This is a genomic window from Pseudomonas sp. ZS1P83 (genome assembly GCF_054897825.1).
In genome coordinates, this window is record NZ_CM142706.1 from 3,575,401 (window position 1) to 3,601,420 (window position 26,020).

Annotated in this window: 19 protein-coding genes and 3 pseudogenes; 9 read left to right on the plus strand and 13 right to left on the minus strand. The window is 59.4% G+C overall.

The features are described from left to right. Positions 1 to 204: 204 nt before the first annotated feature. The 3 genes from ACYZT0_RS17175 to ACYZT0_RS17185 all read right to left on the minus strand — a co-directional run bounded on the left by ACYZT0_RS17175 (position 205) and on the right by ACYZT0_RS17185 (position 3,170). Complete coding sequence (locus ACYZT0_RS17175; RefSeq protein ID WP_462042252.1) at positions 205 to 1,068, minus strand: hypothetical protein; 864 nt, start codon at positions 1,066 to 1,068, stop codon at positions 205 to 207. A 53-nt stretch (positions 1,069 to 1,121) separates the two neighbouring features. Further along, a complete protein-coding gene (locus ACYZT0_RS17180; RefSeq protein WP_462042253.1) occupies positions 1,122 to 1,919 on the minus strand; it encodes a hypothetical protein in 798 nt (265 codons plus the stop codon). A 114-nt stretch (positions 1,920 to 2,033) separates the two neighbouring features. Further along, a complete protein-coding gene (locus tag ACYZT0_RS17185; protein ID WP_462046591.1) occupies positions 2,034 to 3,170 on the minus strand; it encodes an MFS transporter in 1,137 nt (378 codons plus the stop codon). Between the two features lie 102 nt (positions 3,171 to 3,272). On the opposite strand from ACYZT0_RS17185, the gene ACYZT0_RS17190 reads away from it, so the two are divergent. Further along, positions 3,273 to 4,037, plus strand: coding sequence for an AraC family transcriptional regulator (locus tag ACYZT0_RS17190; RefSeq protein WP_462042254.1), 765 nt, complete (start codon positions 3,273 to 3,275; stop codon positions 4,035 to 4,037). A 200-nt stretch (positions 4,038 to 4,237) separates the two neighbouring features. Beyond that, positions 4,238 to 4,401: pseudogene (locus ACYZT0_RS17195) on the plus strand (DHA2 family efflux MFS transporter permease subunit); the annotation flags it as partial. A gap of 11 nt (positions 4,402 to 4,412) precedes the next feature. Here ACYZT0_RS17195 and ACYZT0_RS17200 read toward each other — a convergent pair. Next, positions 4,413 to 4,853, minus strand: a complete 441-nt coding sequence (locus ACYZT0_RS17200; RefSeq protein ID WP_462042255.1) for a carboxymuconolactone decarboxylase family protein — start codon at positions 4,851 to 4,853, stop codon at positions 4,413 to 4,415. 128 nt (positions 4,854 to 4,981) lie between these two features. Here ACYZT0_RS17200 and ACYZT0_RS17205 point away from each other — a divergent pair, with 128 nt between their 5' ends. Then, positions 4,982 to 5,233, plus strand: coding sequence for a hypothetical protein (locus ACYZT0_RS17205; RefSeq protein ID WP_462042256.1), 252 nt, complete (start codon positions 4,982 to 4,984; stop codon positions 5,231 to 5,233). Between the two features lie 11 nt (positions 5,234 to 5,244). On the opposite strand, the gene ACYZT0_RS17210 is transcribed toward ACYZT0_RS17205, so the two are convergent. Together ACYZT0_RS17210 and ACYZT0_RS17215 are read right to left on the minus strand one after the other, a co-directional pair. Continuing rightward, entirely contained in the window at positions 5,245 to 6,687 is a 1,443-nt protein-coding gene (locus ACYZT0_RS17210; protein WP_462042257.1) for a mechanosensitive ion channel domain-containing protein, read from the minus strand. Positions 6,688 to 6,807: 120 nt separating this feature from the next. Then, positions 6,808 to 6,876: pseudogene (locus ACYZT0_RS17215) on the minus strand (hydrolase); the annotation flags it as partial. Between ACYZT0_RS17215 and dkgB the strand changes: the two are divergent. Continuing rightward, a pseudogene (dkgB, locus tag ACYZT0_RS17220) lies at positions 6,876 to 6,968 on the plus strand (2,5-didehydrogluconate reductase DkgB); the annotation flags it as partial. The pseudogenes ACYZT0_RS17215 and dkgB overlap by 1 nt on opposite strands. 3 nt (positions 6,969 to 6,971) lie before the next feature. On the opposite strand, the gene ACYZT0_RS17225 reads toward dkgB, so the two are convergent. The 6 genes from ACYZT0_RS17225 to ACYZT0_RS17250 all read right to left on the minus strand — a co-directional run bounded on the left by ACYZT0_RS17225 (position 6,972) and on the right by ACYZT0_RS17250 (position 16,545). Continuing rightward, a complete protein-coding gene (locus ACYZT0_RS17225) occupies positions 6,972 to 10,190 on the minus strand; it encodes an ATP-binding protein (protein ID WP_462042258.1) in 3,219 nt (1,072 codons plus the stop codon). Positions 10,191 to 10,202: 12 nt separating this feature from the next. Next, positions 10,203 to 10,838 carry a response regulator gene (locus ACYZT0_RS17230; RefSeq protein WP_462042259.1) on the minus strand — a complete coding sequence of 212 codons (636 nt, stop codon included), beginning with the start codon at positions 10,836 to 10,838 and terminating at the stop codon, positions 10,203 to 10,205. Positions 10,839 to 10,948: 110 nt separating this feature from the next. Next, complete coding sequence (locus ACYZT0_RS17235) at positions 10,949 to 11,362, minus strand: response regulator (protein ID WP_462042260.1); 414 nt, start codon at positions 11,360 to 11,362, stop codon at positions 10,949 to 10,951. A 93-nt stretch (positions 11,363 to 11,455) separates the two neighbouring features. Then, entirely contained in the window at positions 11,456 to 14,158 is a 2,703-nt protein-coding gene (gene mgtA, locus ACYZT0_RS17240; RefSeq protein ID WP_462046593.1) for a magnesium-translocating P-type ATPase, read from the minus strand. A 417-nt stretch (positions 14,159 to 14,575) separates the two neighbouring features. Continuing rightward, the gene (locus ACYZT0_RS17245) at positions 14,576 to 15,913 is read right to left on the minus strand and encodes a lysine N(6)-hydroxylase/L-ornithine N(5)-oxygenase family protein (RefSeq protein WP_462042261.1); all 1,338 of its coding nucleotides are present in this window, start codon (positions 15,911 to 15,913) and stop codon (positions 14,576 to 14,578) included. A gap of 149 nt (positions 15,914 to 16,062) precedes the next feature. Continuing rightward, positions 16,063 to 16,545, minus strand: a complete 483-nt coding sequence (locus ACYZT0_RS17250) for a sigma-70 family RNA polymerase sigma factor (protein WP_033061135.1) — start codon at positions 16,543 to 16,545, stop codon at positions 16,063 to 16,065. 283 nt (positions 16,546 to 16,828) lie between these two features. Here ACYZT0_RS17250 and ACYZT0_RS17255 point away from each other — a divergent pair, with 283 nt between their 5' ends. Genes ACYZT0_RS17255 through ACYZT0_RS17265 form a run of 3 tightly spaced genes read left to right on the plus strand, consistent with a single transcriptional unit; the run spans position 16,829 to position 21,377 of the window. Continuing rightward, complete coding sequence (locus ACYZT0_RS17255) at positions 16,829 to 18,001, plus strand: efflux RND transporter periplasmic adaptor subunit (protein ID WP_462042262.1); 1,173 nt, start codon at positions 16,829 to 16,831, stop codon at positions 17,999 to 18,001. Further along, the gene (locus tag ACYZT0_RS17260; RefSeq protein ID WP_462042263.1) at positions 18,002 to 19,975 is read left to right on the plus strand and encodes a MacB family efflux pump subunit; all 1,974 of its coding nucleotides are present in this window, start codon (positions 18,002 to 18,004) and stop codon (positions 19,973 to 19,975) included. Between the two features lie 7 nt (positions 19,976 to 19,982). Continuing rightward, positions 19,983 to 21,377, plus strand: a complete 1,395-nt coding sequence (locus ACYZT0_RS17265; protein WP_462042264.1) for an efflux transporter outer membrane subunit — start codon at positions 19,983 to 19,985, stop codon at positions 21,375 to 21,377. Positions 21,378 to 21,488: 111 nt separating this feature from the next. Here the strand turns inward: ACYZT0_RS17265 and pvdP are convergent, their stop codons facing one another. Next, on the minus strand, positions 21,489 to 23,108 hold the full coding sequence (gene pvdP / locus ACYZT0_RS17270) for a pyoverdine maturation tyrosinase PvdP (protein ID WP_462042265.1): 1,620 nt from the start codon (positions 23,106 to 23,108) through the stop codon (positions 21,489 to 21,491). A 250-nt stretch (positions 23,109 to 23,358) separates the two neighbouring features. Between pvdP and pvdM the strand changes: the two genes are divergently transcribed. Together pvdM and pvdN are read left to right on the plus strand one after the other, a co-directional pair. Further along, on the plus strand, positions 23,359 to 24,708 hold the full coding sequence (gene pvdM / locus ACYZT0_RS17275) for a pyoverdine-tailoring dipeptidase-like protein PvdM (protein WP_462042266.1): 1,350 nt from the start codon (positions 23,359 to 23,361) through the stop codon (positions 24,706 to 24,708). A 30-nt stretch (positions 24,709 to 24,738) separates the two neighbouring features. Further along, positions 24,739 to 26,019, plus strand: coding sequence for a pyoverdine-tailoring periplasmic protein PvdN (gene pvdN / locus ACYZT0_RS17280; RefSeq protein ID WP_462042267.1), 1,281 nt, complete (start codon positions 24,739 to 24,741; stop codon positions 26,017 to 26,019). Position 26,020 lies beyond the last annotated feature (1 nt).

Below are 26,020 nucleotides of genomic sequence, written 5' to 3' on the forward strand. Positions count from 1 at the left end.
TCCTCGGTGTTGAATCAGCATCAGAAACCGCGAGCGGCGGTCAAGGCGTGGTTGAAGGCTCATCCGACGATGCTGGAGGCGTGGCTTGCCGGGGTTGGCAGTCGGGATGGCCAGGATGGGTTAACGGTGGCCAGTGCCAGGTTGGCCGCTCAAAAACAGTTCACCAATCCCTCGTAGAAGCGCGGGGGATTGAAGAACTCAACGTCACAATGCTTTGAGCATATGGTGGATGGCTTTGTGGCCGGACTTGGGAGCATCGGTAAAAAAATCCGCGATACGAGACGCAAACTTTTGGGTATTTAGGAAAGACTCATTCATTGTCAACGCAGTATCGTTGATCGACACCATGACATAAGCACTCTGACCGCTGCCTACAAAACCGATAGAGGCGTGATCATTGCCATGATGCAAGATAACTAAAATAGAGTCCCGGGCGATCGGGCACTTTTCGACTTCCCACTCTGGCGGCTCATTCCTGTTAAAAACCTGGGCAAGCCGGGATAAAAATGAAGTGCGGCGAGTCGCCTCGTCCTGCAACTTCTGTTTCGCTAAAATCAGCACTTGGCTCCAAGCCTCGGCATCGTAATAAATATGATCCGGACACCTCTGACATTCATACGAGCGTGGTTCGGCCACTGCCACATAGGTGCCACAAGTCAACGGGGGAGACTCATACCTAAAACCATAGGAAGCGGACATTTCCTCTTTGTACTTACTCAGGAAATTCTTGACAGTAGCAACAGAAGAGCCCGATATCAGACCCGCCTCTTCAGCCCCCGTTGGAAGATCAAAGTAAAGATCATCCAGAACCAATGATCTTGAGGACAGGTCAAAAGGTGAACCATCATTTACCCAGTTAACATCCGATCGCTCCGCCCCGCACTCATCAAATTGCTCCAGCAATGCAACGAGCTGATCTCGCTGAACGGGGTCAGCCATTATTTCAGAGAGCAACGCCGCGGATGCTTCGTAACCGGTTTGCGTTTCCAGATCGGCATTGAACCCCTTCATCTCGCGAAGCGCGTAGGCAAGCTCGGCCTTTGAAAGTTGGGGTCTGGCATCATTCATAAAATTTACTCTACCTCCCGGTGGTCCGTAGCGCAGAGTGGAACCATGACCGCCTATCGCCGTGTGTCATAGCGAGAAGAAAATGCCTGAGCATCTGCCCCATTGAAGTGGAAATATTCATCTGGGCGACTCCTGCGCCATGCCACCGTGACGCAGCCGTTGTTGGGTGAGAGCCGGCGTATTTTGCATCCAGCCTCGTAAAAATCGATGAGTTTCCTGCCTCCTTTGGGATCTGCATGCAACAGCATTTCTCCGTCATTGCCTTCGTCCAAAGCAGCTTGAATCGTGCAATCAATCAGTGCCTTGGCAACACCACGAACCGCTGGCTGCTCCAAAAACTGCTCATAAGCTTCTGACGGTGCGTCGGAAAGGTACCAAGTGAAAGCGCGTTGCCGTTCCGCTCCCTCGACGTTGCAATGCAATTTCGGAACGATGGATAGCATTCCTATCGGAAACTTTTGCTCACCTTTCGAGACGACAACACACATTGCCTTTCCTTTTTCGGAGGAATTACCAGGCAATTTGGTGAGGTAGTTATGGATCGCCACAAGTTTTAGATACGTTGGCCAGCGCCATCCAACGTCAGCACGAACTTTCCTGTTCGTTGCGCCATCATGTGAGTAATTGCTATTGACGAGAGGCTGAACCTTTTCGTGCCATTGTTTCGCTAACGCTATTGTCATTGGGACGACGCAGACTTTCACCTGGAAGGGATTCCCAAAGGTGTCATAGGCTGGTAAGGAGGAAATGGGCCGTTGTAGCGGCATAATCGAGCATCCTTGCAAGTTCGGTTTTCGATGTCCCTGAAAATCGATTTGAACCGCCATTGGCAAAATTTCCGTTTTGCGCACGCTTCAAACCTGCCAATAAAGCTAGCACAGGCGGCAAAGGGCCTTGTTCATAAGCATTTTTTCAGGATGTTTCTTACGCCCTGGTCTCGGCGAGCGAAACAGCGAATCATCATTTCATCGATCCACAGGGCGTTGCTTGATCCTTGTCAGCAGCAACGCCAACGCGCCGCACACCACCAAGGTTTCACCCAACGCCTGCCCCCAGGCTGCAAGTTGCAACCCAAAACCAATCAGCAGGTAATACAGCAATCCAAACAACGCGCCAGCCGTGCCCAGTCGATCACCATAGTTCGCCAGTGCCGAGCCAAGGATATTCGGGATCGCCATGCCGAACGCCAGCACCACCAGCATCATCGGCAGCACAAACAGACCGCGGCCCTGCATCAGCCAAACGCCGCCACCGCCCGCCAACGCCAACACCGCCGCCAGCCGGATCAACTGCAAACCATTGAGCCCTCGATGCAGCAGGCGTTTGTTGAGCCAGGCGCCGAGGCCGGAGCCCAAGGCCAGGATTATCCCGCTGTAACCGAACAACTGCGCACTCAAATCCAATCGCTGAAACATGAAGGGACCGAGGCTGTAATAGCTGAACAGGGCAATATTGAATAACGCCACCAAGAGCGTGGAACGCCAGATATCGCGGTCCTGGAGCATTTTCCACAACGTCTCGAACAGAGCAGGCGTGGTCAGATTCAGTGGACGGGTTTCCGGTAAGGTCCGCAGGCACCACAGCCACAACACCAAGGACAGCAGCAGGAGGCATCCCAACACGCCGCGATAGCCGAAGCCTTGCACCAGGCTCGCCCCGGTGAACAAGCCAATCGCCGGGCTGAGCGCCAGCGCGATTCCCATCACCGAAAACACCTGCGCCAGTTCCGCACCCTTGAAACGGTCGCGCAGCACGGTTTGCGTCACGACCGAGCCGACCGCCGCACCAAACGCGGCCAGCGCCTGAGCCATCAAAAGGGCATCGAAGGTGCCCGCATTCAGCGCCAGCATCGAGGCACCGGCGTACAACGCCAGGCCGGCGAGCATCGAAGGTCGACGTCCGATCCGGTCGCACATCCGGCCCCACACCACCACGCCCAATGCGAAAGTCAGAAAATACACAGACAGGGTTTGCGCCGCCTCTTGCGGCCCGACGGCAAAGGCACGGCCAATGTCTCCCAGCGCCGGGCTGTAAAGAGTTTGGGCGATCTGCGGAAACATCAGCAAGGCAATCGCCAATACCAACAGGCTTTTGGAGTTCATCACGACTTCACTCTTCCAGGAAAAACTGGCGAGCAGTTTAAGAAGCCGTGACTGGCGTATTATCCAAACCCTGCCAATTAATCGTTGAAATCGGACAAATCCATGGCCTGGCTCGATGCCCACGCGCAATTCGATCCCGATAGCCACCCGGCGTCGGTCATCGGCATCGCCGCAATCTTGGGCGATCACGATTCCGGACTGCATCAGCATGAACGCGGACAGTTGCTGTTCACCCGTCAGGGTTGCACCCGCATTACCCTTGCGCAGCAGTTGTGCCTGCTGCCCCCCTCTCGCGCCGCGTGGATTCCGCCTGGGGTTGCCCACCGCGCGGTGATGCAGCAGATCGTCGACTATCGCTCGATTTACCTGACACCGTCGTTGTGCGCCGAGCTGCCGCAACAGGTCTGTGTGATTGAAGTCAGCCCGTTGCTGCGGGCGGTGTTGGAACCCATAGCCGTTGCTGAATTCGACACCGATTGGCAGCAGGGTAAATTCATTAATCTGTTGGGTCTGTGCTTGAGCGAAATCCGCGATGCCGTGCCGCAACCGATGCTACTGCCATTGCCCTGGGACAAACGCCTGGCGCCGCTGCTCGCAATGCTCGAGCAACTGCCACCGGAACTTCAAGCCCTGGAACAACAGATCGGAGCCAGTGGCCGAACCATCGGGCGAATCTTCCAGCGTGAAACCGGCATGGGCTATCAGCAATGGCGCCAGCAATGGCGGCTGATGCGCGCCATCGAACTGCTCGCTACCGGGCGGAACATTGGCTATAGCGCCTTCGACCTGGGGTTTGCCAGTGACAGCGCGTTCATCGCCTTCTTCAAGGACATGACCGGCATCACCCCTGGCGCCTGGCTCAAATAAGCAACTGACGACCGGCCAGGCCCTCAGTGCCCGGGCCCAGGCTGAACTGCTAGCGTTCGGGCTGTGGGTCGACGCGAACTTCAAGGAAGATCAACTGGCGAGGATGACGCCGGGGCAACGGGTGATCATTCACCAATCCGATCGTCGATCTGCGCGCCTTGAAAGATCGCAACTTCGCCCTTGGCTGGCGCGGGATTGCCGACCGCACCAACCTGCACTTCACCCGCCTGGCGGAAACCTTAACAGCACCAACGAAGCGCTGAATCAGTGGCTGTCCCAAGTCGGCAACAACTTCGCCGCGTTCGGCCAAAGCGGTGACGTGGGCGTCACCGCCAGCCTGCATCAGCTCTGGCTGCTGACCTACAGCCGTTAGTGTTACTCCTGAGGCATTTTGCGGAAGCCTACCGCCAGGCGGTTCCAGCTGTTGATGGTGGAAATCGCCACGCTCAGGTCGACCATTTCTTTGGGAGTGAACTGGGCCGTGACCAGTTCGTAGTCTTCGTCCGGGGCATGGGTCTGGCTCAGCAGCGTCAAGGATTCGGTCCAGGCCAGCGCCGCACGTTCGCGGGGCGTGAAGAACGGCGTTTCACGCCAGACCGATACCGCGTACAGCCGACGTTCGGTTTCGCCACCCTTGCGGGCATCGTCGGTGTGCATGTCGACGCAGAAGGCGCAGCCATTGATCTGCGAGGCGCGCAGCTTGACCAGTTCGATCAGCGTCTTTTCCAAAGGCAGCTTCGACACAGCGGTTTCCAGAGCGATCATGGCTTTGAGTGCGTCAGGGGAAGCAGTGTAGAAATCGATACGCGGTTGCATGGTGGGATCCAGTCACAAAGGGTGTGGGGCTACGTTAATTGCGCACTGACCTGCAGCAAATAGCCAATTATTGGGAAGTTGAGGATGCCAATGGGGGGGCTTGAAAATAATCCACATGGGTAATTGCCATGTCGTCCTCATCCGAAATGCCTTTGCCACCGGCTACTTCGCCGAATTCCGAATCACGTTGGCACTTGGAGTCCTTGTTGTGGGAAATGCCGGAACAGGCGCGTGAAGCCTTTCTGCTCTCCCAGATTCACGGACATGACCGCACCCGGATCGCAGCGCAGCAGTCGGTGCACAAAAAACCGCTGACGCGTCGACAAACCCTGGCTTATCTAGCCTTGCTGTTGATCGCCTGCCCCGTTGGGCGCCCGTGACCTTCGAGCCCCTACGCTCGATTGCGCAGCCACTGCAAAAATCCCTTCTTCTGCACAACCTTAGGCACTTCTTGAGTCAACCTCTGGGCCTTGTTCAAGCGGAAATCCAGCAAAGTCTTCATCGCTTCGCTAATGTCATGCCGCGCGTCCAGACACGGTTGGAGGTATTCCTTCTCGATCCGGTACAAGCTGCAGACCGTCTTGGCGCTGAAGTCCGCCGGCAACGCCGTATCCGACAAAATCCCGCCCTCGCCGATCACCTCTCCCGGCCCCATGCGCCCGGTTTCGAACTTGACCCCGCCTCGGCTCAGCTCCACCGACACGACGCCGGATTCAATGATGAACAAATGGTCGCTGACCTCCCCCGCCGGCAGGATCATTTCACCGGCGCGGAAGGTTTGCAGTGTCATGTTCTGGCTGAAAGTTTCTTTCTCTTCCTGACGCAGGGTCGAGAAAATGTTCGACGCGTCCAGCAGTGCCCGTGGCCGTGACAGGTTGGCAGGTGCATTAGGTTCGACGTTCGACAACAGGCTGACACCACTGGCCTGCAAGTGCCGGAACGCCAGGTCGAACAGCAGATTACGGACCATGCGTTTCTGGTCCATTGAGACCACGAAACCGCTGATTTCGTATTCCACGCCGGTGGCGCTGGAGCCCTTCAACGCTACGCTCGGCGCCGGTTTGTTCAACAGATAGCGGCATCCTTGCATCGCCCGTTCCAGCGCGTCGATCACCGTTTGCGGACGAGCGTGCGGACTCAGTTGCAAGCTCATAGATACGCCGAAAATATCACTGGGCCGGCTGAAGTTGATGATCTTGGCCTTGGCCGCCAGGGAGTTGGGGATCACCGCCATGCTGCCCTGGGCCGTTTGCAGGCGCGTCGCGCGCCAGTCGATATCGGTGACTCGACCTTCGGTGCCGTCGATGGAGATCCAGTCATCCAGTTGATAGGGTTTGGTGGTATTCAAGACGATCCCGGAGAACACGTCGCTGAGGGTACTTTGCAAGGCCAGGCCGACGATGATCGCCAACGCCCCGGAGGTCGCCAGCACGCCCTTGACCGGCAGATCGAGTACATACGCCAGGGCGGCGATGATTGCAATCAGGAAAATCACCGCGCCGAGCAAATCTTGCAGCAAGCGCCCGGTGTGCCCGACCCGTTGCATCATCACCGCGCCGATCAGCACTGTCAGGGTTCGTGCGCCGAACAGCCACCAGCCGATCTGCAAACCGGTGGCCGCCAGGTGCAGCGGGACGTTGTCGGCCCAGGGCGCTGTCTCCATGGGGTTCATGCCTTCGTTGAACAGCAGGACACTGAACAACGAGAAAATCACCAGCCGCACGAACAGTTTCCAATGGCTGCCATTGGCACTGAGTAGGCGCCAAAGCCCAAGATCGATAAGGATCAAAGTCATCGCGCAGAACAGCGGGTGATCGGTGAGCAGTGACAGCATCAAGCAACTCCAGCGAAGGCCAAGGAACGGAAGATCGCACACATTTCCCTTGTGGCGTTATAGCTTTGAAAAACAAAAAAGGGCCTCGAAAGAGGCCCTTTTCTATACATCAATCCAACATTACTTGCTGTTGGTCAGCGTGTTGTAGCTGGTCATCAAGTTGCGGTAGTCCGGGATGTGGTTGGAGAACGTTGAGCAACGCCGACATGGCGCTGATCGCGGGTCTTGATCGCGGCCATCGACTGACCAGCCCCCAAGGCATCGCGCCATACTGGGATTAAGCTTCAGTCTCGCTTGAGGCTCTGATCCAGGCGTGCCATGGCGTGCTGCAATTGATCGACGGCCTCGTCGATCAACGCCGCGCGCCCCTCGGCGCAGGCAGTTTCCAGATGTTCGCAACACTCGATCAAACGTTCTGCACGGACCATGCGCGCACTACCTTTGATACGGTGCGCCAAGTCTTCCAGGCGGTGGCAATTGCCACTGACGTGCGCTGCAAGCAGATCATCGCGATCGTAGCGGTTGGTCTCGGCCAGTTCGCGCAACAAATGATTGATCAGCGTCCGGTCCTCACCGACGTATAGCTCCAGGCCGGTCAAGTCGATCTCGGACGGTGATTGCTCTTCAACCGGCGCTGGCGGCTCACTCACAAATCGGGACGCCAACCAGGTACGCAAATCTGCCAGCCGGATCGGTTTGAACAGGCAGTCATCCATGCCCGCTTCAAGGCAGCGCACCTTCTCCTCGGGTTGTGCATTGGCGGTAAATCCCAGAATCAGCGTCGGCGGTAATCCATGGGCGCGCTCTTCATCGCGAATCGCACCTGCCAGCTCATAACCACTGACCATTGGCATATTGCAGTCGGTGATGACCAGATCGAGTTCATTTTCGCGCCACCGCTCAAGTCCGCATTCGCCATCCTCTGCCTCCAGAACGTTGTGCCCTAGATCACTCAGTTGCCATGACATCAACAGTCGATTGAGCGCGTAATCGTCGACCACCAGAATATTCAGTGTTCGCGTGCTTGTCTGCCATTCACTATCGACCTGTTCGCTTGCGGGCAACGCTTGCAACGCGAGCAGATCAAGGCTGACGTCGATTTGCGTGCCCCGTCCGACCACGCTGTCGAGTTGCAACCGCCCCCCCATCATTTCGCACAGGGTGCGACTGATCACCAGCCCCAACCCAGACCCGCTCCGGCCAGATTGTCGGGAGTTCCGGGCCTGGACGAACGGGCTAAACAGCCGCTGCTGGTCGGCGGTGCTGATGCCAATGCCGCTGTCCTCAATGTGCACGCTGACCGCCAGATGCCCCGGCAAACCAGACGCCACCCGCAGCGTCAGGCTCACCTCACCGGCAGGGGTGAACTTGATGGCGTTGCTCAGCAGATTGGACAGTACTTGCTTGAATCGCGTGGGATCGATCAACACGTCGCGGTCGCTACGCTCGTCCAGTTCGACTCGCCATCCCAGCGTTTTCTGCCGTGCCAGCCCCTCAAAAACCCGACACACCGACGCCACCAGCGTCCGTAGATTGGCCCGTTCAGGTGTCAGCGACAAATGCCCGGATTCAATGCGGGCAATGTCCAGGATGTCGCCGATCAACGCCAGCAATTGCTGCGCGGCATTGGACGCCACGTCAAGGGCGAAACGGTCGGCGACACCCTCTTCTGCGCGCTTCTCGGCGATTTCCAGCATGCCGATCAGGGCATTCATCGGCGTGCGGATTTCATGGCTCATGGTCGCCAAAAACGTGGTTTTGGCGCGATTGGCATCATCGGCAGCGTTCTTGGCGTCTTGCAATTGCCCGAGCAGTTGTTGGCGCTGACGGATCTGCCGACGCTGCCAGGCAATCCAGGCAAGTGCGAGCAACAACAAGACGCCCGCCGCAGCAAATGCCTGAAAAATCCCTCCGCGATGACGCAGCCAATAGCTGTCATCCACCACCACATCATTGCTCCAACGGGCGACCAGCTCGTCCATCTCCTGGGGCGAAATGCTCAGCAACGCCTTGTTTAGAATCGACTGCAACTGCGGCGCATCACGGCCGATGGCCAGGGCGATGCGCGCCGGTTCATCGCCCACGGTGCTGCTGATCCGCAGGCGCTCGCGGTAATACCGGGCAATCAGGTAACGGGTCATGAACAATGAACTGAGCGCGGCATCGGCCTGCCCCTTCATGACCAACTCCAGACCTTGGGCCGGGTTTTCGACATCCACCATCTGCACATCCGGCGCCTTTGCCTGAATGAATGAGCGCATCGGATGGCTGTGGTAAATCGCCAGGCGTTTGCCCGCCAGATCGTCCAGCGTCCTTGGGCTACCGGGGCTGATTGCACTGACCAACGTGTACGGATTCGTCACGTAAGGGCTGGTAAAACGCAGCTCGGCGACGCCTTCAGTCGTGGGGATGAGGGCGGGCAACACGTCGATCTCGCCAGCCTTGAGTTGCTGGATTTGCTGGTCCAGGGAATGCCCCCGCAGCACGTTGAAGTTCAAGCCGCTGCGCTGGCTGATCAGCGTCAGCAATTGCGCCGTCAACCCGCTGAACTGTCCCTCGGCGTCGTAAAACGTCAACGGTGCAAAATTCTCGACCACGCCGACATTTACCGTCGGGTGCTGATCCAGCCAGCGCTTTTCACTCGCGCTCAGACTCACGCGCTGCTGACCCATCATTTTGGCCTTGCCCGCGCTCCAGCGATGCTCGATGGCCGAGCGTTGATCCATGGGGATCGCCGTCAGGGCCTTGTCGACAATGCTTTTCAAACGCACATTGCCCCCAGCCAATGCGAAACCGAAGGGGTTAGCGTCGAGTCCGGACGGCCCCACCAGATGAACGTTATTGAGGTTGTTGTAGTTGACCAGGTAATTGGCGCTGATGAGGTCACCGAGGTACACGTCATCCTGCCCATACGCCACCGCCCCAAGCGCATCGACCACCGAGGCATAACGTTGCAGGCTTGCCTCGGGATAGAAGGCTTCGACGGTCTGCGACGGCAGATAGTCATCGACCATGGCGATGCGCTTACCCGCCAGATCGACGGGCATTTGCTCGTCCACTCGGCTCACCAGAATAGGCTGATCTTCAGCATAAGCACTGGAACGGGTCAGCTCGGGATCGGCCGCCTCGAAGTTGTTGGACGTGCCGAGCAGGTCCAGATCATCGTGTTTGAGCGCATTCATGGCCGCTTCGCGTGTGCGGTAACGAAGCACCTCGATTTTGACGTGCAGCAGTTGCGCCACCAGCGCGGCATAGTCTGCGGTGATGCCTTCCAGCTCATCAACGTTGCGCGTGATCTCGAACGGCGGATAGTCCGGCCCCGACACCCCGAGGCGCAAGACTCGCTTGTCGCGCAGCCACTGCCAGTCCTTTTCATTCAGTTGGACCTGATAGCCCTCCACCGAGGAACGCCCCAGCAAATGCAAAAGCTGTGGCTCGTCAGCTTCCGCAACCGGTGCTCCCAGTACACAGAACAGCAACAAAGCCCACAAACAATTGCGCATGATCAGGCTCACTCAGATCAGATGATTACGCTTGGCAAAATCCCTCAGGTGCACCGACGCTTCCACGTTGAGTTTTTCAATCAAACGGGTCTTGTAGGTACTGACGGTCTTGTGGCTCAGGTGCATGATGTCGGCGATCACCTTGTTGCTCATGCCTCGAGCCAGATGCTGAAAGATCGCCAGTTCGCGGTCGGAGAGTGTGTCGATCATCTGTTTTTCGCTGAGTTGCAACTTGCTCAGCGACACCGACGCGCAGGGAAGCTGGGCGAAATAGGTATAACCGGCCATCACGGCGTGAACCGCTTTGTGCAAATGCTGCAACGTGTTGGTCTTGGTGACATAGGCCGCGGCACCGGCGCGCATGCACCGATCCTGATAAAACATAGGCTCCTGCGACGTGAAGACCAGCACTCGGCACGGCACCTGACTGGCCTGGATCCGCGCCAGCACATCCAGCCCGTCGCCACCGGGCATCACCAGATCCAGCACCACCAGATCGGGTGAATGCTCCCGGACAATCGATAAAACCTCGTTCCCGCTGGACGCTTCGTATATTTGTTTGAAGCCTTCTTCTTTCAATACCATTTTGACCGCGGCACGGACCACCGGATGATCGTCTCCAACCAGTACTGACGGCACTGACTTCATGGCAACTTCCTGTGCAAAAAACACGACGATTGAGCGCTCAATGCCCATGAGCCCGGCCCGGTTAAACGCACCGGCTGCGCAAAGACTTTTGCATGAAAATCCGGACGCAACTACCTGACAGAAATGACAGTGCCGACGAACGGGAGACGAGGATCGATGATCGCCATCAGCCGCTGGATGGACGCCTGATCAGGCAACGTCGCATGGCTCACCTGAACAGTCTGTTGAACGCAGGCAGGAATGGGCGGCAACTGCGCCTGCTGGCCGTCGTAGATCAAGGCGTGATGAACCTGTTGGTTATCGAGGAAGAAATCGAGCAGGTTCAACGCTCCACCCGCCAGCGATGCATTGATGACCACCAGATCAAATGGCTCGCAACCGTATTCGACCAGGGCCAATAGCTCTTCCAGGCTGGGCACCGGTGCTATCCGGTAGTAGTCAAGTTGATTGAACAGTCGCTCAACCTTCATGCGGTGAAAATGCAGTTCGTCGGCGATCAGGATGCGTAAGGCTTTGTTCGACAACAGGGGCCCCCAGGAGGGTGTCGGATTCGTGAGGGCGCAGGCTACGGAAGACCTGTCGAGTTTTCTGTAGGACCTTTCCTAAATGTGCACGCTTTACTGCCAGCCAAACCGGCGAATGTAGAAGCCTTTCACTGCCTGGGTCAGTGCCATGTACGCCAGTAAAATCACTGGCAAAAACACAAAATACAGCGACGGCAGCGCCTGCAATTTGAAGTAGTGCGCCAGTGGTCCCATCGGCAGGAAGATGCCCACGGCCATGATGACTCCAGTCATCACCATCAGTGGCATCGCCGCGCGGCTTTGCAGGAGCGGAATTTTCGGCGTGCGGATCATGTGCACGATCAGGGTCTGGGTCAGCAGGCCGACCACGAACCAGCCGGACTGGAACAGGGTCTGGTGATCCGGGGTATTGGCGTCAAACACGTACCACATCAGGACAAAAGTGGTGATGTCGAAGATCGAGCTGATCGGTCCGAAAAACAGCATGAAACGACCGACGTCCGCCGGTTGCCAGCGCTGGGGTTTGCTGAGCATTTCTTCATCGACGTTATCGAACGGGATGGCGATCTGCGAAATGTCATAAAGCAGGTTCTGCACCAGCAGGTGCATCGGCAGCATCGGCAGGAACGGAATGAACGCGCTGGCCACCAGCACTGAAAACACGTTGCCGAAATTCGAACTGGCGGTCATTTTGATGTACTTGAGCATGTTGGCGAAGGTCCGGCGCCCTTCCAATACGCCCTCCTCCAGCACCATCAGGCTTTTCTCCAGCAGGATGATGTCCGCCGCTTCCTTGGCGATGTCCACGGCGCTGTCCACCGAAATACCGATATCGGCGGTACGCAGGGCTGGCGCGTCGTTGATGCCGTCGCCCATGAAGCCGACGACATGACCGTTGCCCTTGAGCAGACGGACGATGCGTTCCTTGTGCGACGGGGTGAGCTTGGCGAAGACATTGGTGGTCTCCACCGCCACCGCCAGTTCGGCGTCGCTCATGCGTTCGATGTCGTTACCCATCAGCAGACCTTGCTGCTCCAGACCGACTTCGCGGCAAATTTTCGCGGTCACCCGTTCGTTGTCGCCGGTCAGCACTTTCACCGCGACGCCGTGGGCGGCCAGCGCTTTGAGGGCTGGCGCGGTGCTTTCTTTGGGTGGATCGAGGAAGGCCACGTAACCGATCAGCGTCAGCGCCTGTTCATCGGCCAGGCTGTACGTTTCGCGCCCTTCAATCATCGGCCGCGCGGCAACCGCCACCACTCGCAAGCCCTCGGCATTGAACGTGGCCGCGACCTGAAGAATCCGCGCCAACAGTTCATCACTCAGTGCTTCATCGACCTCGCCGTGACGCACCCGCGTGCAGACCGCCAGCACTTCTTCCACCGCGCCCTTGCAGATCAGCAGGTGCGAATGATCTCGCTCGGCGACCACCACTGACATTCGCCGGCGAGTGAAGTCGAACGGGATCTCGTCGACCTTGCGATATGCCGTGCCGACTTTCAGTTCACGGTGGATTTCCACGTGTTCCAGCACCGCTACGTCCAGCAGGTTTTTCAGGCCGGTCTGGTAGTAGCTGTTGAGGTAGGCCATTTCCAGTACGTCATCGGAGTCGTTGCCCCAGACATCGACATTGCACGCCAGGAAGATCTTGTCTTGAGTCAGCGTGCCGGTCTTGTCGGTGCAGAGCACGTCCATGGCGCCGAAGTTCTGGATCGCGTCGAGGCGTTTGACGATGACTTTTTTGCGCGACAGGAACACCGCGCCTTTGGCCAGGGTCGAGGTGACGATCATCGGCAGCATTTCCGGGGTCAGGCCCACGGCAATTGACAGCGCGAACAGCAGCGCTTCGGTCCAGTCGCCCTTGGTGAAGCCATTGATGAACAACACCAGCGGCGCCATCACGAACATAAAGCGGATCAACAGCCAGCTGACTTTGTTGACGCCGGTCTGGAATGAGGTGGGTGCGCGATCCGTAGCGCCGACCCGCTGGGCCAGGGCACCGAAATAGGTGTTGTTGCCGGTGGTGAGAATCACCGCCATGGCCGTGCCGGACACCACGTTGGTGCCCATGAACAGAATGTTGTCGAGGTCCAGCGGGTTGCGGGTGTCGCTGTCCTGTTGACGGGGGAATTTTTCCACCGGCATCGATTCGCCGGTCATCGCGGCCTGGCTGACGAACAAGTCCTTGGCGCCGAGCACCCGGCAATCGGCGGGGATCATATCGCCGGCCGACAATACGATCAGATCGCCCGGTACTAACTGCTTGATTGGCAACTCGGTACGTGCCGCGTCCCGACGCAGCACCGTGGCGGTGTTGCTCACCATTGCCTTGAGGGCGTCGGCGGCCTGGTTGGATTTGGTTTCCTGCCAGAAGCGCAGCAAGGTCGAGAGCACCACCATGGAGAAAATCACGATGGCGGCTTTCATGTCTTCGGTCAGCCAGGAGATCATCGCGAGCAATGTCAGCAACAGGTTGAACGGGTTTTTGTAGCAGTGCCACAGGTGAATCCACCACGGCAGAGGCTGTTCGTGCTCGACTTCATTGAGGCCGTATTGCACGCGCAGTGCATCGGCTTCGAGTTCGCTCAAGCCATCGGTGTGGCTGCCGAGATTGTCCAGCAGTTGGCCGGTGTCGCTGTTGGCGGCGCTCACCAGGGTTTGCGCCAGGGTGGGCGGCACCTCGCGGCTGACCGTGGTGGCGGTGAAGTTTTCCAGCAGCGCCAGTCGACGGAAGTGTCGGGCGATGTGGCGGGTGCGCAGGAATCCGGCGAAGAATTCTTTGAGCAGGGTCAGGTTCATGGCAATTCCCCCAGGGTCGGCCAGGAAACCTTCGAGCAGGCGTGTCGATACGCCGCGATGACGACGAAAAAGTCGAACATCACGCACGGTTCAGCGTCGATGAGAGGACGTCGGGAATCGGGCCAGAACTGGCCGTGTTCGGGATGCCGCTGCTCGCTTTTCGGCAAGACAACGGCACGAGAAATGGCGCGTTATCTTGCCGGGAAGGTGCCGGTTATCGAAACCGGCCGACTACTGTCACTCGAACAAGTACCCACTGTGGGTCTCCACTATTGATTGAAAACGCGCGAAGCTTACGCCCCGATTTCTGGAGAGTAAACGATGCTTGGGCGTGTGCAGGGGGAATCGGAGGATTCTTCAGGAAGGGTTCAGGATGATCGTTCCCACGCTCTGCGTGGGAACGATCAGGGTGAGGGGTCAGCTGGCAGTCGCCAACAACAAATCCATCACCGACCGACCCTGCCCACGTGCCTTGCCATGGTCATACAACGAGCCGGCAATCTCATCGGCGCGGATCGGCAGGATCGACAGCAAGGTGTCGCTCAAGCCGTGGCTGGCCTGACAGAAGCCCTGCATATAAATGCCAGCCTTGCAGCGCTCGTCAGTGATCAGTTTGTAGTTGCGATCGACGTCGAAATCACCCAGGTACTGCTCCAGCGGCGCCAGCAGTTTGCGGTGCATCTGGCGCTCGTAACCGGTGGCCAACACCACGGCGTCGTAATGACGGACCCTGACTTCACCCGTGGCGTTGTTGCGTACTGCCAACTCGATACCGCGCTCGGTGGCGGTGGCTTTTTCGATCGTGGTCAGGGTGCGGAACGCATGGCGCGCGATGCCCGACACTTTCTGACGATAGAAGATGCCGTAGATGCGTTCGATCAGGTCGATGTCCACCACCGAATAGTTGGTGTTGTGGTACTCGTTGACCAGTCGCTCGCGCTCGCTGCTCGCCTGCTGGAACACCAGGTCAGTGAACTCCGGCGAGAATACTTCGTTGACGAAGGGGCTATCGTCCGCCGGCTTCAGGGCCGAGCCACGCAGGATCATGTCCACCTGCACCGACGGGAAGCTGTCGTTCAGATCGATAAAGGCCTCCGCCGCGCTCTGCCCACCGCCGATGATCGCGATGCTCATCGGCTGGTTGTTCACGCACGGTTGCTTGGCCATCTGCGCCAGGTACTGGGAGTGGTGGAATACTCGGCTGTCACCCTTGAGCGCCTTGAATGCTTCGGGAATGCGCGGTGTACCGCCGGCGCTGACCACCACCGAACGGGTGGTGCGAACGTGCTGATGACCTTGGGTATCGCGCGAGATCACCCGCAGTGCTTCGACCTGCTGGTTGTGCAGCACCGGCTCGATGGTCAGCACTTCTTCGCCGTAACGGCTTTGCTCGGTGAATTGCCCGGCGACCCAACGCAGGTAATCGTTGTACTCCATACGGCACGGATAGAAGGTGCCGAGGTTGATGAAGTCCACCAGACGGCCGTGGTGCTTGAGGTAATTGACGAACGAGTAAGGGCTGGTCGGATTGCGCAGGGTCACCAGGTCCTTGAGGAAGGAAATCTGCAACTCGCTCTGGGTCACCAGGGTGTTGCCGTGCCAGCGGTAGTCGGCCTGCTTGTCGAGAAACAGAACATCCAGCTCGCCCTGACTCGGCCCGCGCTCTTGCAACGCGATGGCCAGCGCCAGGTTCGAAGGGCCGAAGCCGACGCCGATCAGGTCGTGAACGATGGGCGATGCAATTGCCTGTGTCATTTCCAGTGTCCTCTGGATGAACCCCCGAGCATCGGGGAGTAAGCCTAAGTGACCTGGCCGGCCTTGAGCAGGACAGCAGGTCGTCTGTTGATAGGGAACGAGGACAATGAAATAAAATTTAATACTGTTTGTTTACGAAGCAGGACGGATCAATGGGCATCCCATTGGCGCATCCGCACACGGCAATGCTTCATCGCATTGACGATGTGTTTCTCCACCAGGGCCCGGGAAATGCCCAGGTGTTCGGCGATCTCCGGGTGCGACAAGCCATCGATCTTGCGCAGCAGAAAACTCTCGCGGCACAACCGTGGCAATTCCGCCAATGCACGCTGGAGCATCTCCAGTCGTTGACCGTGATCGAGGCTGTGATGGGGGGATGGCGTGAAGTAGCGTTCTTCGTTGTCGAGCACTTCCAGGGATTCGACCTGACGCAGGGCATTGCGCCGATGGTCGTCGATCACCAGATTGAGCGCGGTGCGATACAGGAACGCCCGAGGCTGCTCGATCGGCGTGTCGCTGGAACGCTCCAGTACCCGCAGATAAGCGTCATGCACCACATCTTCGGCCACCTGACGGTTGCCCAGCTTGGCGTTCAAAAAACACACCAGCTCGCGATAGTAGTTTTCCAACATGACTCCCGGCCGCAGGGGTGCGGTTTCTGTCCTTGAGCCAGATCGACGACCGCCGAAATAGGCAGTGGCACGATAGTGGCAGTTCGAGGTGCGTAATTTATAGTAATTCTCATATAGATTTAAAGTGTTGCTTCACCTTGCTCGACAAATAGTCTTGAACCTGTGGGAGCGGGCTTGTGTCGTCGCCTAAATTTCCTGCCACTTTCCTCGTTTACAGGACAGCTCCCCGTCCCTATTCAACGGTTTTGAACGACGGGCCGATATTCATTGGCCGGAACCCTGCATGAAACGTCCCCGACAGACCCGACGCGCCCTGCTTGTAGCACTATGTCTGATCCCCGTTATGGCCGTGGCCACCTGGCAGATCATCCCGCCCGGCCGCGACCAGTTCGCCACCGTTCAGGTCACCCGCGCCGACATCGAAAGCAGCGTCACCGCGCTGGGCACTCTGCAACCTCGACGCTATGTCGACGTGGGTGCCCAGGCGTCCGGGCAGATCCACAAGATCCACGTGGAAGTCGGTGACACCGTCGAGGAAGGCCAGTTGCTGGTGGAAATCGATCCCTCCACACAGCAGGCCAAACTCGACGCCGGGCGTTTCTCCATCGAAAATCTCAAGGCACAGCTCCTGGAACAACGGGCGCAGCACGACCTCGCCCGACAGAAATTCCAGCGTCAGCAGAACCTCAAGGCCGGTGGCGCCACCCGTGAAGAAGATGTGCAGACTGCCGAGGCCGAACTGCGCGCCACCCAGGCCCGTATCGACATGTTCCAGGCGCAGATCCGCCAGGCCCAGGCCAGCCTGCGCAGCGATCAGGCGGAACTGGGTTACACCCGAATTTATGCGCCCATGAGCGGAACCGTCGTCGCACTCGACGCCCGGGTCGGCCAGACCCTCAACGCACAGCAGCAGACGCCACTGATTCTGCGCATCGCCAGGTTGTCGCCGATGACCGTCTGGGCAGAGGTGTCGGAAGCGGACATCGGTCACGTCAAACCCGGCATGACCGTCTGGTTCACCACCCTCAGCGGCGGCAACCGTCGCTGGAACAGCACCGTGCGGCAGATTCTGCCGGTGCCGCCCAAGCCGCTGGACCAGACCAGCCAGGGCGGCGGCAGCCCCGCCAGTTCGAGCAAAAGCGGCAGCGCTCGCGTGGTGCTGTACACCGTACTGCTGGACGTCGACAACGCCGACAACGCGCTGATGGCGGAAATGACCACGCAAGTATTCTTCGTCGCCGAGCAGGCGAAAAACGTCCTCACCGCGCCCATCGCGGCCCTGCAAGCCGGCGCTCAAACCGACAATCAGACCGCACAGGTTGTCGCCAAAAATGGCCGCATCGAGCAGCGCGACGTTCGCATCGGCATCAGCGATCGCCTGCGGGTGCAGATCCTCGACGGCTTGCAGGAAGGCGATCACCTGTTGATCGGCCCGGCCGACGGGAGTGGCGGCTGAATGCTGACGCCCCTGATCGACCTGCAAGACATCCGCAAAGCCTATGGCGGCGGCGACTCACCTGAAGTTCACGTGTTGCGCGGTATAGACCTGTCGATTCATGCCGGGGAATTCGTGGCGATCGTCGGCGCTTCCGGCTCCGGCAAGTCGACGCTGATGAACATCCTCGGCTGCCTCGACCGTCCAACCTCGGGCGAATACCGCTTCGCCGGGGAAAACGTGGCGGCACTCGACAGCGACCAGCTGGCCTGGCTGCGTCGCGAAGCCTTTGGCTTTGTCTTTCAGGGTTATCACCTGATCCCGTCCGGTTCGGCCCAGGAAAACGTCGAGATGCCGGCCATCTACGCCGGCACTCCGGCCGCCGAACGCCACGCCCGCGCTGCCGCCCTGCTCGACCGTCTCGGCCTGGCTTCACGCACCGGTAATCGTCCGCACCAGCTCTCCGGCGGCCAGCAACAACGGGTGTCGATCGCCCGCGCCTTGATGAACGGCGGCCACATCATCCTCGCCGACGAACCCACCGGCGCCCTCGACAGCCACAGCGGCGCTGAGGTCATGACCCTGCTCGACGAACTGGCGAGCCAAGGCCACGTGGTGATCCTCATCACCCACGACCGCGAAGTGGCAGCGCGGGCCAAACGCATCATCGAAATTCGCGACGGGCTGATCATCAGCGACAGCGCCCGTGACAACCCCTACGCACAGACGTCGGCCGATCCCGGTGCGTTGCAAGCGGTGGACTTGCGCAAGCGCCTCACCGAAGGCGCCGACGCCACCGGTGCCTGGAAAGGCGAATTGGTCGATGCGGTGCAAGCCGCGTGGCGGGTGATGTGGATCAACCGCTTTCGCACCGCGCTGACGCTGCTCGGCATCATCATCGGCGTCGCGTCGGTGGTGGTGATGCTGGCGGTGGGTGAAGGCAGCAAGCGCCAGGTGATGGCGCAAATGGGCGCGTTCGGTTCCAACATCATTTACCTCAGCGGCTCGTCGCCAAACCCGCGAACACCGCTGGGCATCGTCAGCCTGGATGACGTCGCAGCGGTGGCGAGCCTGCCGCAGGTGATGCGGATCATGCCGGTCAATGGCCAAGAGGCCGGGGTGCGTTTCGGCAACCTCGACCACTTGAGTTACGTCGGCGGCAACGACACCAACTTCCCGACCATCTTCAACTGGCCGGTGGTGGAAGGCAGCTATTTCACTCAAGACGATGAACGTAATGCGGCGGCGGTCGCGGTGATCGGGCATAAGGTGCGGACCAAGTTGCTCAAGGACGTCGCCAACCCGATCGGCCAGTACATCCTGATCGAGAACGTGCCGTTCCAGGTGGTCGGCGTACTGGCCGAAAAAGGCGCCAGCTCCGGCGACTCCGACAGCGACGACCGCATTGCCATTCCGTATTCCGCTGCGAGTGTGCGGCTGTTCGGCACCCACAATCCCGAATACGTGGCCATCGCCGCTACCGATGCACGCAAGGTCAAGGAGACCGAAAAAGCCATCAAACAATTGATGCTGCGACTGCACAACGGCAAAAAGGATTTCGAACTGACCAACAACGCGGCAATGATTCAAGCCGAGGCACGCACGCAAAATACCCTGTCGCTGATGCTCGGTTCGATTGCCGCAATTTCGTTGCTGGTGGGCGGGATTGGCGTGATGAACATCATGCTCATGACCGTGCGCGAACGCACCCGCGAGATCGGCATCCGCATGGCCACCGGCGCCCGCCAACGCGACATCCTGCGCCAGTTCCTCACCGAAGCGGTGATGCTTTCGGTGGTCGGCGGGCTCGCCGGGATCGCCCTGGCGCTGATCGTCGGCGGCGTGCTGATCCTCAGCGAAGTCGCTGTCGCGTTCTCCTTGATAGCGGTGCTCGGCGCCTTCGGCTGCGCCCTGGTCACCGGTGTTGTCTTCGGCTTCATGCCGGCCCGCAAAGCTGCCCGACTCGACCCGGTCACGGCCCTTACCAGTGAATGATCTCTCCATGAAGCCGCAACTGAGTTTGCTGACCCTCTGCCTGTTGCTAAGCGCCTGTGGTAGCCCTGCGCAACGCCCGGACAGCGGAGTCTTGCCGCCCTCCTCCTGGCAATCGCCACACACTGAAAGCGCCACGCGCAACAACCTGCAATGGTGGACGCAGTTTGGCAGCCCCGAGCTTGATCGCCTGATCGAACAGGCCCGGGTCGGCAGTTACGATTTGGCTGCCGCCATCGCCCGGGTGCGCCAGGCTCAGGCCGACATGGTGGTTGCCGGCGGCACGCTACTGCCTGAGGTCACGGCCGCCCTGAACGCCAACCGCCAGAAGTTGCTGCGCGGTAACGGCTACAGCCAACTGGATGCCGACAGCAGCAACAAGGCGGTGGATTACTTCGACGCCAACCTCAGCGCCAGTTACGAAATCGACTTCTGGGGCGGGCAACGCGCTTCCCGCGCCAGTGCGCAATTCGGGCTGCAGGCCAGCGAGTTCGATCAGGCGACGGTGGAGTTGACGCTGCTCAGCGGCGTCGCCAACGGCTACGCGCAAACCCTGTCTTTGCACGAGCAAAGTCGCATTGCCGAGCTGAACCTGGCGAACGCGAAGAACGTTTTGCAACGGGTGCAGACGCGTTTCGACTCGGGCTCGGCGACAGCGTTGGAACTGGCGCAACAGAAAAGTCTGGTCGCTGCGCAACAACGGCAATTTCCGCTGGTGCAGCAACAGGCTCAGGATGCGCAGATCAGTCTTGCCGCCCTGCTCGGCCGGCCGGTACAGGAATTATCTTTGGGTCAGGAACGCTTTGATCAACTGTCATGGCCAACCATCGCGGCCGGTGTGCCCAGTGAACTGATCAGCCGTCGACCGGACATCGCCCGCGCCGAAGCACAACTGGCCGCCGCACAAGCCGACGTCACCGTCGCCCGCGCCGCCATGCTGCCAGCCGTGACCCTGAGCGCAGACATCGGCTCCGGTGCCGACCGCGCCGCCGACATCCTGCGCAGCCCGTTCTACAACCTGACCGCTGGATTGCTCGCGCCGGTCTTCAACAACGGTCGCCTGAGTGCCAAACGCGACAAGGCCACGGCCCGCCAGGAAGAACTGCTGGAGACGTATCGCGGGGCGATCATCAATGGGTTCGCCGATGTGGAAAAAGCCCTCAACAGCATTCGCGGACTGGACGAGCAGCGGCAGTGGCAAAGTGAAGAACTGAACCAGGCGCAGACGGCATTCAACATTGCGCAAAGCCGTTATCAGGCCGGTGCCGAGGATTTGCTGACGGTGCTGGAGACACAGCGCACGCTATATGCAGCGCAGGATTTGAATGTGCAGCTGCGGTTGTCGCGGTTGCAGGCGAGTATTGCGTTGTACAAGGCGCTGGGTGGCGGGTGGCATGTTTTGTAATTGATCGTTCCCACGCTCCGCGTGGGAATGCAGCCCGGGACGCTCTGCGTCCCATCGAGAGCCAAACGCGGAGCGTCCGTTGAGGCATTCCCACGCAGAGCGTGGGAACGATCATGTGACGACCGGTTTGGCCTTCAAATGCCGCGCATACCAAGGCCGTTGCGGCACTTTGCGGAACAAATCCGCCAATGTCTTCTCGTCATCACCAAAGGTAATCCGCAACGCCAGCTTCATGGTTTCCGGATCCATCTCAACCGACTTGCCAGTCTGCAACCCCGGTGTGGTGCTGCAACCATGGGTGCTCGGGCCGAGCCACGGGTCGTCGATCTCGACCCAACGGCCGGGCGCAAACCAGGGCACGCCCTTCACCTCAAGCCGACTGACCTCCCCCGGATGAAAGCGCTCATGCGCGCGGAACCAGTCTTCCAGACGATCGTCGATCCAGCCATGGAAGTGCCAGAACACCGGGTTTACGTGGGACGAAAACGGATCGCCGAGGAAGTCGTTTTCCGGCGCATACCAGCGCGCGGAAAAATCCGCCCGATCCCGGGCAAATGGCACGGGCTGGCCATTGGATGGATCGCGCGGCACCGAGGCCCAACGCATGTGCAGCCAGTCGTGCAGCCCCAATTCCACCTCTGAACCGAACTGACCCAGGGTCAATGTCGACAGATAACGCGGATCGCGGTACTGCGACTCCCAGACCTGGAAATTGCTGTGGTAGGTCTCGGCGGTCTTGATGTCGCTGACCCATTGCGAGTACTCGGCATCGTCGTCGGCCAGCCAGGTAGGCGGCAGCGCGGTGCCGTCGTGGTTGTCGAAATAATCGGCAAACCCGAGCCGATCCCGCGCCAGCTCCGGCTGTGGCAATGGGAAGTGCGACCAGGACGGCAAGTCCTGCAGGGAGCGCGCCCTGCCGAGCATGTGCCGGTGCATGAAGAAGAAATCCACACCCGAGCCGTTGCGATCCTTGCGCGCGCCACGGGCATCACGCTCCTTGTCTCGCGGGCCAGGCTGCCAACCAATGCCGCGCAGGGCTGCGCGCTTGTCTTCGGACAGCGTGTGCCATTTGTCCCGGGAGGCATGCCAGAGCTGATGAAACAGTCGATGCTCGGGCGAAATCAGCCAGGCCAGCAGCGTCGGGTTGAGACCGGTTCGCTCGCGGGCTTCGGGGAACACGCGCTTGATGGCAATGAAGCGATTGTCCTGCGCGGTCAACATCAACGGACGGTCCAGATTCAACACCCGACCGCTGAGGGTGCTGCTGCCGGCGTTGCCGAAACCGGCCCAGACCTCGTCCAGCGCCATGCTGAATTCATAATCCGCTGAGCCGCTGGCGCTGAGCAGTCGCCAGCTCAATTGCGCCGAGTTGGCGCCGGCCAGGTCGCCGAGCACCCGATAACGCGGCGCATCGCTCGAACGCAAACGTGCAGCGGTGTCGAGGAACCCGTTCAAGCCGCGACCTTTGTGACCGATGTCGAGAAACACTTCCAGCCCGTCCCGTGGCAGGCCTTCGATGCCGGCATCACGACCTTCGAAACGAATCTGCCAGACACCGCGAAGGGTGTTCGCCAGGTGCTGGCCGGCGACATCCGCGACATCGAACGAAGCTTCGCCGGGGCTGATCGTCGGATCCGGTTTCGTCCATTCACGATGCCCATAAAAAGCTGCAGGCACGGCGGCGCCGGTCAGCGCCAGGCCTGCCATGAACCATCGTCGAGAAATCGTCATTGCCCTACCTGTGTCAGCCATGAAGCAGGCTTTATCCAAGCTAGAACGTTTGTTGCCTCAAAAAATTTAAGAGCTTCGCGAGCAGGCTCGCTCCCACATTGGACCGAGGCGTACACAGATCAACTGTGGGAGCGAGCCTGCTCGCGAAGAGGCCGGCACAAACACTAAATTCCTTGGCAGGCCACTCGTTCTTCCCAGATAGCAAAGGCCCCTGCGCCTGCACCCAACGGCGAACCTGACTGAGACGGCAATGACAAAACCACGTTCGAAAAAGGCGCTTTACATCGGCCTGCCGCTGGCCCTGGCGATCAGCGCCGGTGCAGGCTTTGCAGCCTGGGATTACGGGTTCAAGGACAATCCCGGTTACCCGGTCAAGGTGATGAAACAGGCCGATGAGTTGCACGAGCGAATCCTCTCCTTCGACAGCCACGTCACCGTCCCGCTGGACTTCGGCACCGCCGGCAATGAAGCGGACAAGGACGGCACCGGGCAGTTCGACCTGGTCAAGACCGGGCGCGGACGCTTGTCTGGCGCAGCCCTGACGATTTTCGGCTGGCCGGAAATCTGGAACGGTGCCAACGCCCCTCACCGGCCCACTGCAGGTTTTGTCGACGAGGCACGGTTCGAGCAGGAAACCCGCTACAAAATCATCAGTACCCTGGTTCGTGACTTCCCCAATCAGGTCGCCATCGCCTACACCCCCGACGATTTCCGCCGCCTGCACGGCGAAGGCAAGTTCGCGATCTTCATGAGCATGCTCAACGCCTATCCGCTGGGCAACGACCTGAACGGCCTGGACAAATGGGCGGCCCGGGGCATGCGCATGTTTGGCTTCAGTTACGTGGGCAACAACGCCTGGGCCGACTCGTCCCGGCCGTTGCCGTTTTTCAATGACTCGCGGGACGCCCTCGGCGGCCTCTCGGAGATTGGCAAACAAGCCGTGCACCGTCTCAACGACCTCGGCGTGATCATCGATGTTTCGCAAATGTCGACCAAGGCGCTGGAGCAAGTCGCCCAGCTGAGCCGTGCACCAATGGTCGCTTCCCACTCGGCGCCACGCGGGCTGGTGGACATCCCGCGCAACCTCAGCGACCAGGAAATGCAGCTGATCAAGAACAGCGGCGGCGTGGTGCAGATTGTCGGTTTCCCGACCTACATCCGCCCACTCAGCCAGGCCACCCAGGACAAACTCAACGCCCTGCGCGCACGCTTCGACCTGCAACCGTTGCAAGGCCTGGAGATGGCGCTGATGCCGGGGGATCCAGTGATCACCGTCTGGCCCGAACAACGTTTCGGTGAGTACGCCAGTCAGCTCTACGCCATCGTCGACGAGGAGCCCAAGGCAAACCTCAAGGACTACGGCGACGCGATCGACTATGCCGTGAAGAAAATCGGCATTGACCACGTCGGCATCAGTTCCGACTTCAATGATGGCGGTGGTCTGGAGGGCTGGAAGGATGTCAGCGAGGCCCGCAACGTGACGGCCGAGCTGATCAGCCGTGGCTACGGCGAAGCCGATATCGCCAAGCTCTGGGGCGGCAATTTCCTGCGGGTCTGGGACCAGGTGCAAAAATCGTCCAAGCCTGTCGCCAATAACTGATCCACCCTTTTGCAAAAGCGAATCGAGCTCATGACCAACCGTCGTTCATTCCTCAAGCAGGCCGGTATTCTCGCGGCCGGCCTGCCCCTGGGTGCTGCCGTGAACCTGCCGGCGCTGGCCGCCAATCCGGCGCCGCTGCCGAAGGATAAATGGGCGCACCTACGCCAGATGTTCAATCAGGACCCGGATTACCTGCACTTCGCCAATTTTCTGGTGACCTCACACCCAAGACCGGTGCGTGAAGCCATCGACATGCACCGTGCCAACCTCGACCGTAATCCCGGTCGGGCCATGGACTGGGACTTGGGGGAAACCGAAAAGCGCGAGCAGGAAGTGCGCGTCTGGGCCGGTCGTTACCTCAAGGCCAAACCTGAGCAAATCGCCCTCACCGGCAGCACCACCGAGGGCCTGTCGCTGATTTACGGCGGCATACATGTGCGCCCCGACCAGGAAATCCTTACCAGCGAACACGAACATTACGCCACCAACTACGCCTTGGCGTACCGCCAGCAAAAGGACGGCGTCAACGTTCGCAAGCTCAAGCTGTTCGAGAACAGTCACGACGTTTCAGTGGATGAAGTACTCGGTTCGATCGCCAAAGGCATTCGCCGCAACACTCGCGTACTCGGCATGACCTGGGTGCAATCGGGCAGCGGTGTGAAACTGCCGATTGGCGAGATCGGCAAACTGGTGGACGAACAGAACCGCAACCGCGAAGACAAGGACCGCATCCTGTATGTGGTCGACGGCGTCCATGGTTTCGGCGTCGAGAACCTCGACTTCCCCGACATGCACTGCGATTTCTTCATTGCCGGGACGCACAAATGGATGTTTGGCCCGCGCGGTACCGGAATCATCTGCGCGCGTTCGGCCGAGCTCAAGGACGTCACACCGACCATCCCGACGTTCTCCGAAGCCACCACCTTCTCGACCATCATGACCCCCGGCGGCTATCACAGCTTTGAGCATCGCTGGGCGCTGGACGAAGCCTTCAAGCTGCACCTGGAGCTGGGCAAGGCCGACGTTCAGTCGCGCATCCACGCGCTCAATACTTACGCAAAAAACCGCTTGCTGGAGCACCCACAAGTCGAACTGGTCACGCCAAAAAGTCCGGACCTGTCGGCCGGCTTTACCTTCTTCCGAATCAAGGATCGGGACTGCGAAAAAGTCGCCGTCCAGCTGATGGAAAACCGCGTGGTCTGCGATTCGGTGGACCGCGACGTCGGCCCGGTGATCCGCATCGCCCCCGGCCTGCTCAACACCGAAAACGATATCGACCGTTTTATGGCCGTGTTGAGCAAGAGCCTGTGAT

What these genes read in the sequence shown, in the direction of transcription:
- ACYZT0_RS17175 (WP_462042252.1), bottom strand. Translation starts at nt 1,068, where the DNA reads ATGAATGATGCCAGACCCCAACTTTCAAAGGCCGAGCTTGCCTACGCG.
- ACYZT0_RS17185 (WP_462046591.1), bottom strand. Translation starts at nt 3,170, where the DNA reads ATGAACTCCAAAAGCCTGTTGGTATTGGCGATTGCCTTGCTGATGTTT.
- ACYZT0_RS17190 (WP_462042254.1), top strand. Translation starts at nt 3,273, where the DNA reads ATGGCCTGGCTCGATGCCCACGCGCAATTCGATCCCGATAGCCACCCG.
- ACYZT0_RS17200 (WP_462042255.1), bottom strand. Translation starts at nt 4,853, where the DNA reads ATGCAACCGCGTATCGATTTCTACACTGCTTCCCCTGACGCACTCAAA.
- ACYZT0_RS17205 (WP_462042256.1), top strand. Translation starts at nt 4,982, where the DNA reads ATGTCGTCCTCATCCGAAATGCCTTTGCCACCGGCTACTTCGCCGAAT.
- ACYZT0_RS17210 (WP_462042257.1), bottom strand. Translation starts at nt 6,687, where the DNA reads ATGCTGTCACTGCTCACCGATCACCCGCTGTTCTGCGCGATGACTTTG.
- ACYZT0_RS17225 (WP_462042258.1), bottom strand. Translation starts at nt 10,190, where the DNA reads ATGCGCAATTGTTTGTGGGCTTTGTTGCTGTTCTGTGTACTGGGAGCA.
- ACYZT0_RS17230 (WP_462042259.1), bottom strand. Translation starts at nt 10,838, where the DNA reads ATGAAGTCAGTGCCGTCAGTACTGGTTGGAGACGATCATCCGGTGGTC.
- mgtA (WP_462046593.1), bottom strand. Translation starts at nt 14,158, where the DNA reads ATGAACCTGACCCTGCTCAAAGAATTCTTCGCCGGATTCCTGCGCACC.
- ACYZT0_RS17245 (WP_462042261.1), bottom strand. Translation starts at nt 15,913, where the DNA reads ATGACACAGGCAATTGCATCGCCCATCGTTCACGACCTGATCGGCGTC.
- ACYZT0_RS17250 (WP_033061135.1), bottom strand. Translation starts at nt 16,545, where the DNA reads ATGTTGGAAAACTACTATCGCGAGCTGGTGTGTTTTTTGAACGCCAAG.
- ACYZT0_RS17255 (WP_462042262.1), top strand. Translation starts at nt 16,829, where the DNA reads ATGAAACGTCCCCGACAGACCCGACGCGCCCTGCTTGTAGCACTATGT.
- ACYZT0_RS17260 (WP_462042263.1), top strand. Translation starts at nt 18,002, where the DNA reads ATGCTGACGCCCCTGATCGACCTGCAAGACATCCGCAAAGCCTATGGC.
- ACYZT0_RS17265 (WP_462042264.1), top strand. Translation starts at nt 19,983, where the DNA reads ATGAAGCCGCAACTGAGTTTGCTGACCCTCTGCCTGTTGCTAAGCGCC.
- pvdP (WP_462042265.1), bottom strand. Translation starts at nt 23,108, where the DNA reads ATGACGATTTCTCGACGATGGTTCATGGCAGGCCTGGCGCTGACCGGC.
- pvdM (WP_462042266.1), top strand. Translation starts at nt 23,359, where the DNA reads ATGACAAAACCACGTTCGAAAAAGGCGCTTTACATCGGCCTGCCGCTG.
- pvdN (WP_462042267.1), top strand. Translation starts at nt 24,739, where the DNA reads ATGACCAACCGTCGTTCATTCCTCAAGCAGGCCGGTATTCTCGCGGCC.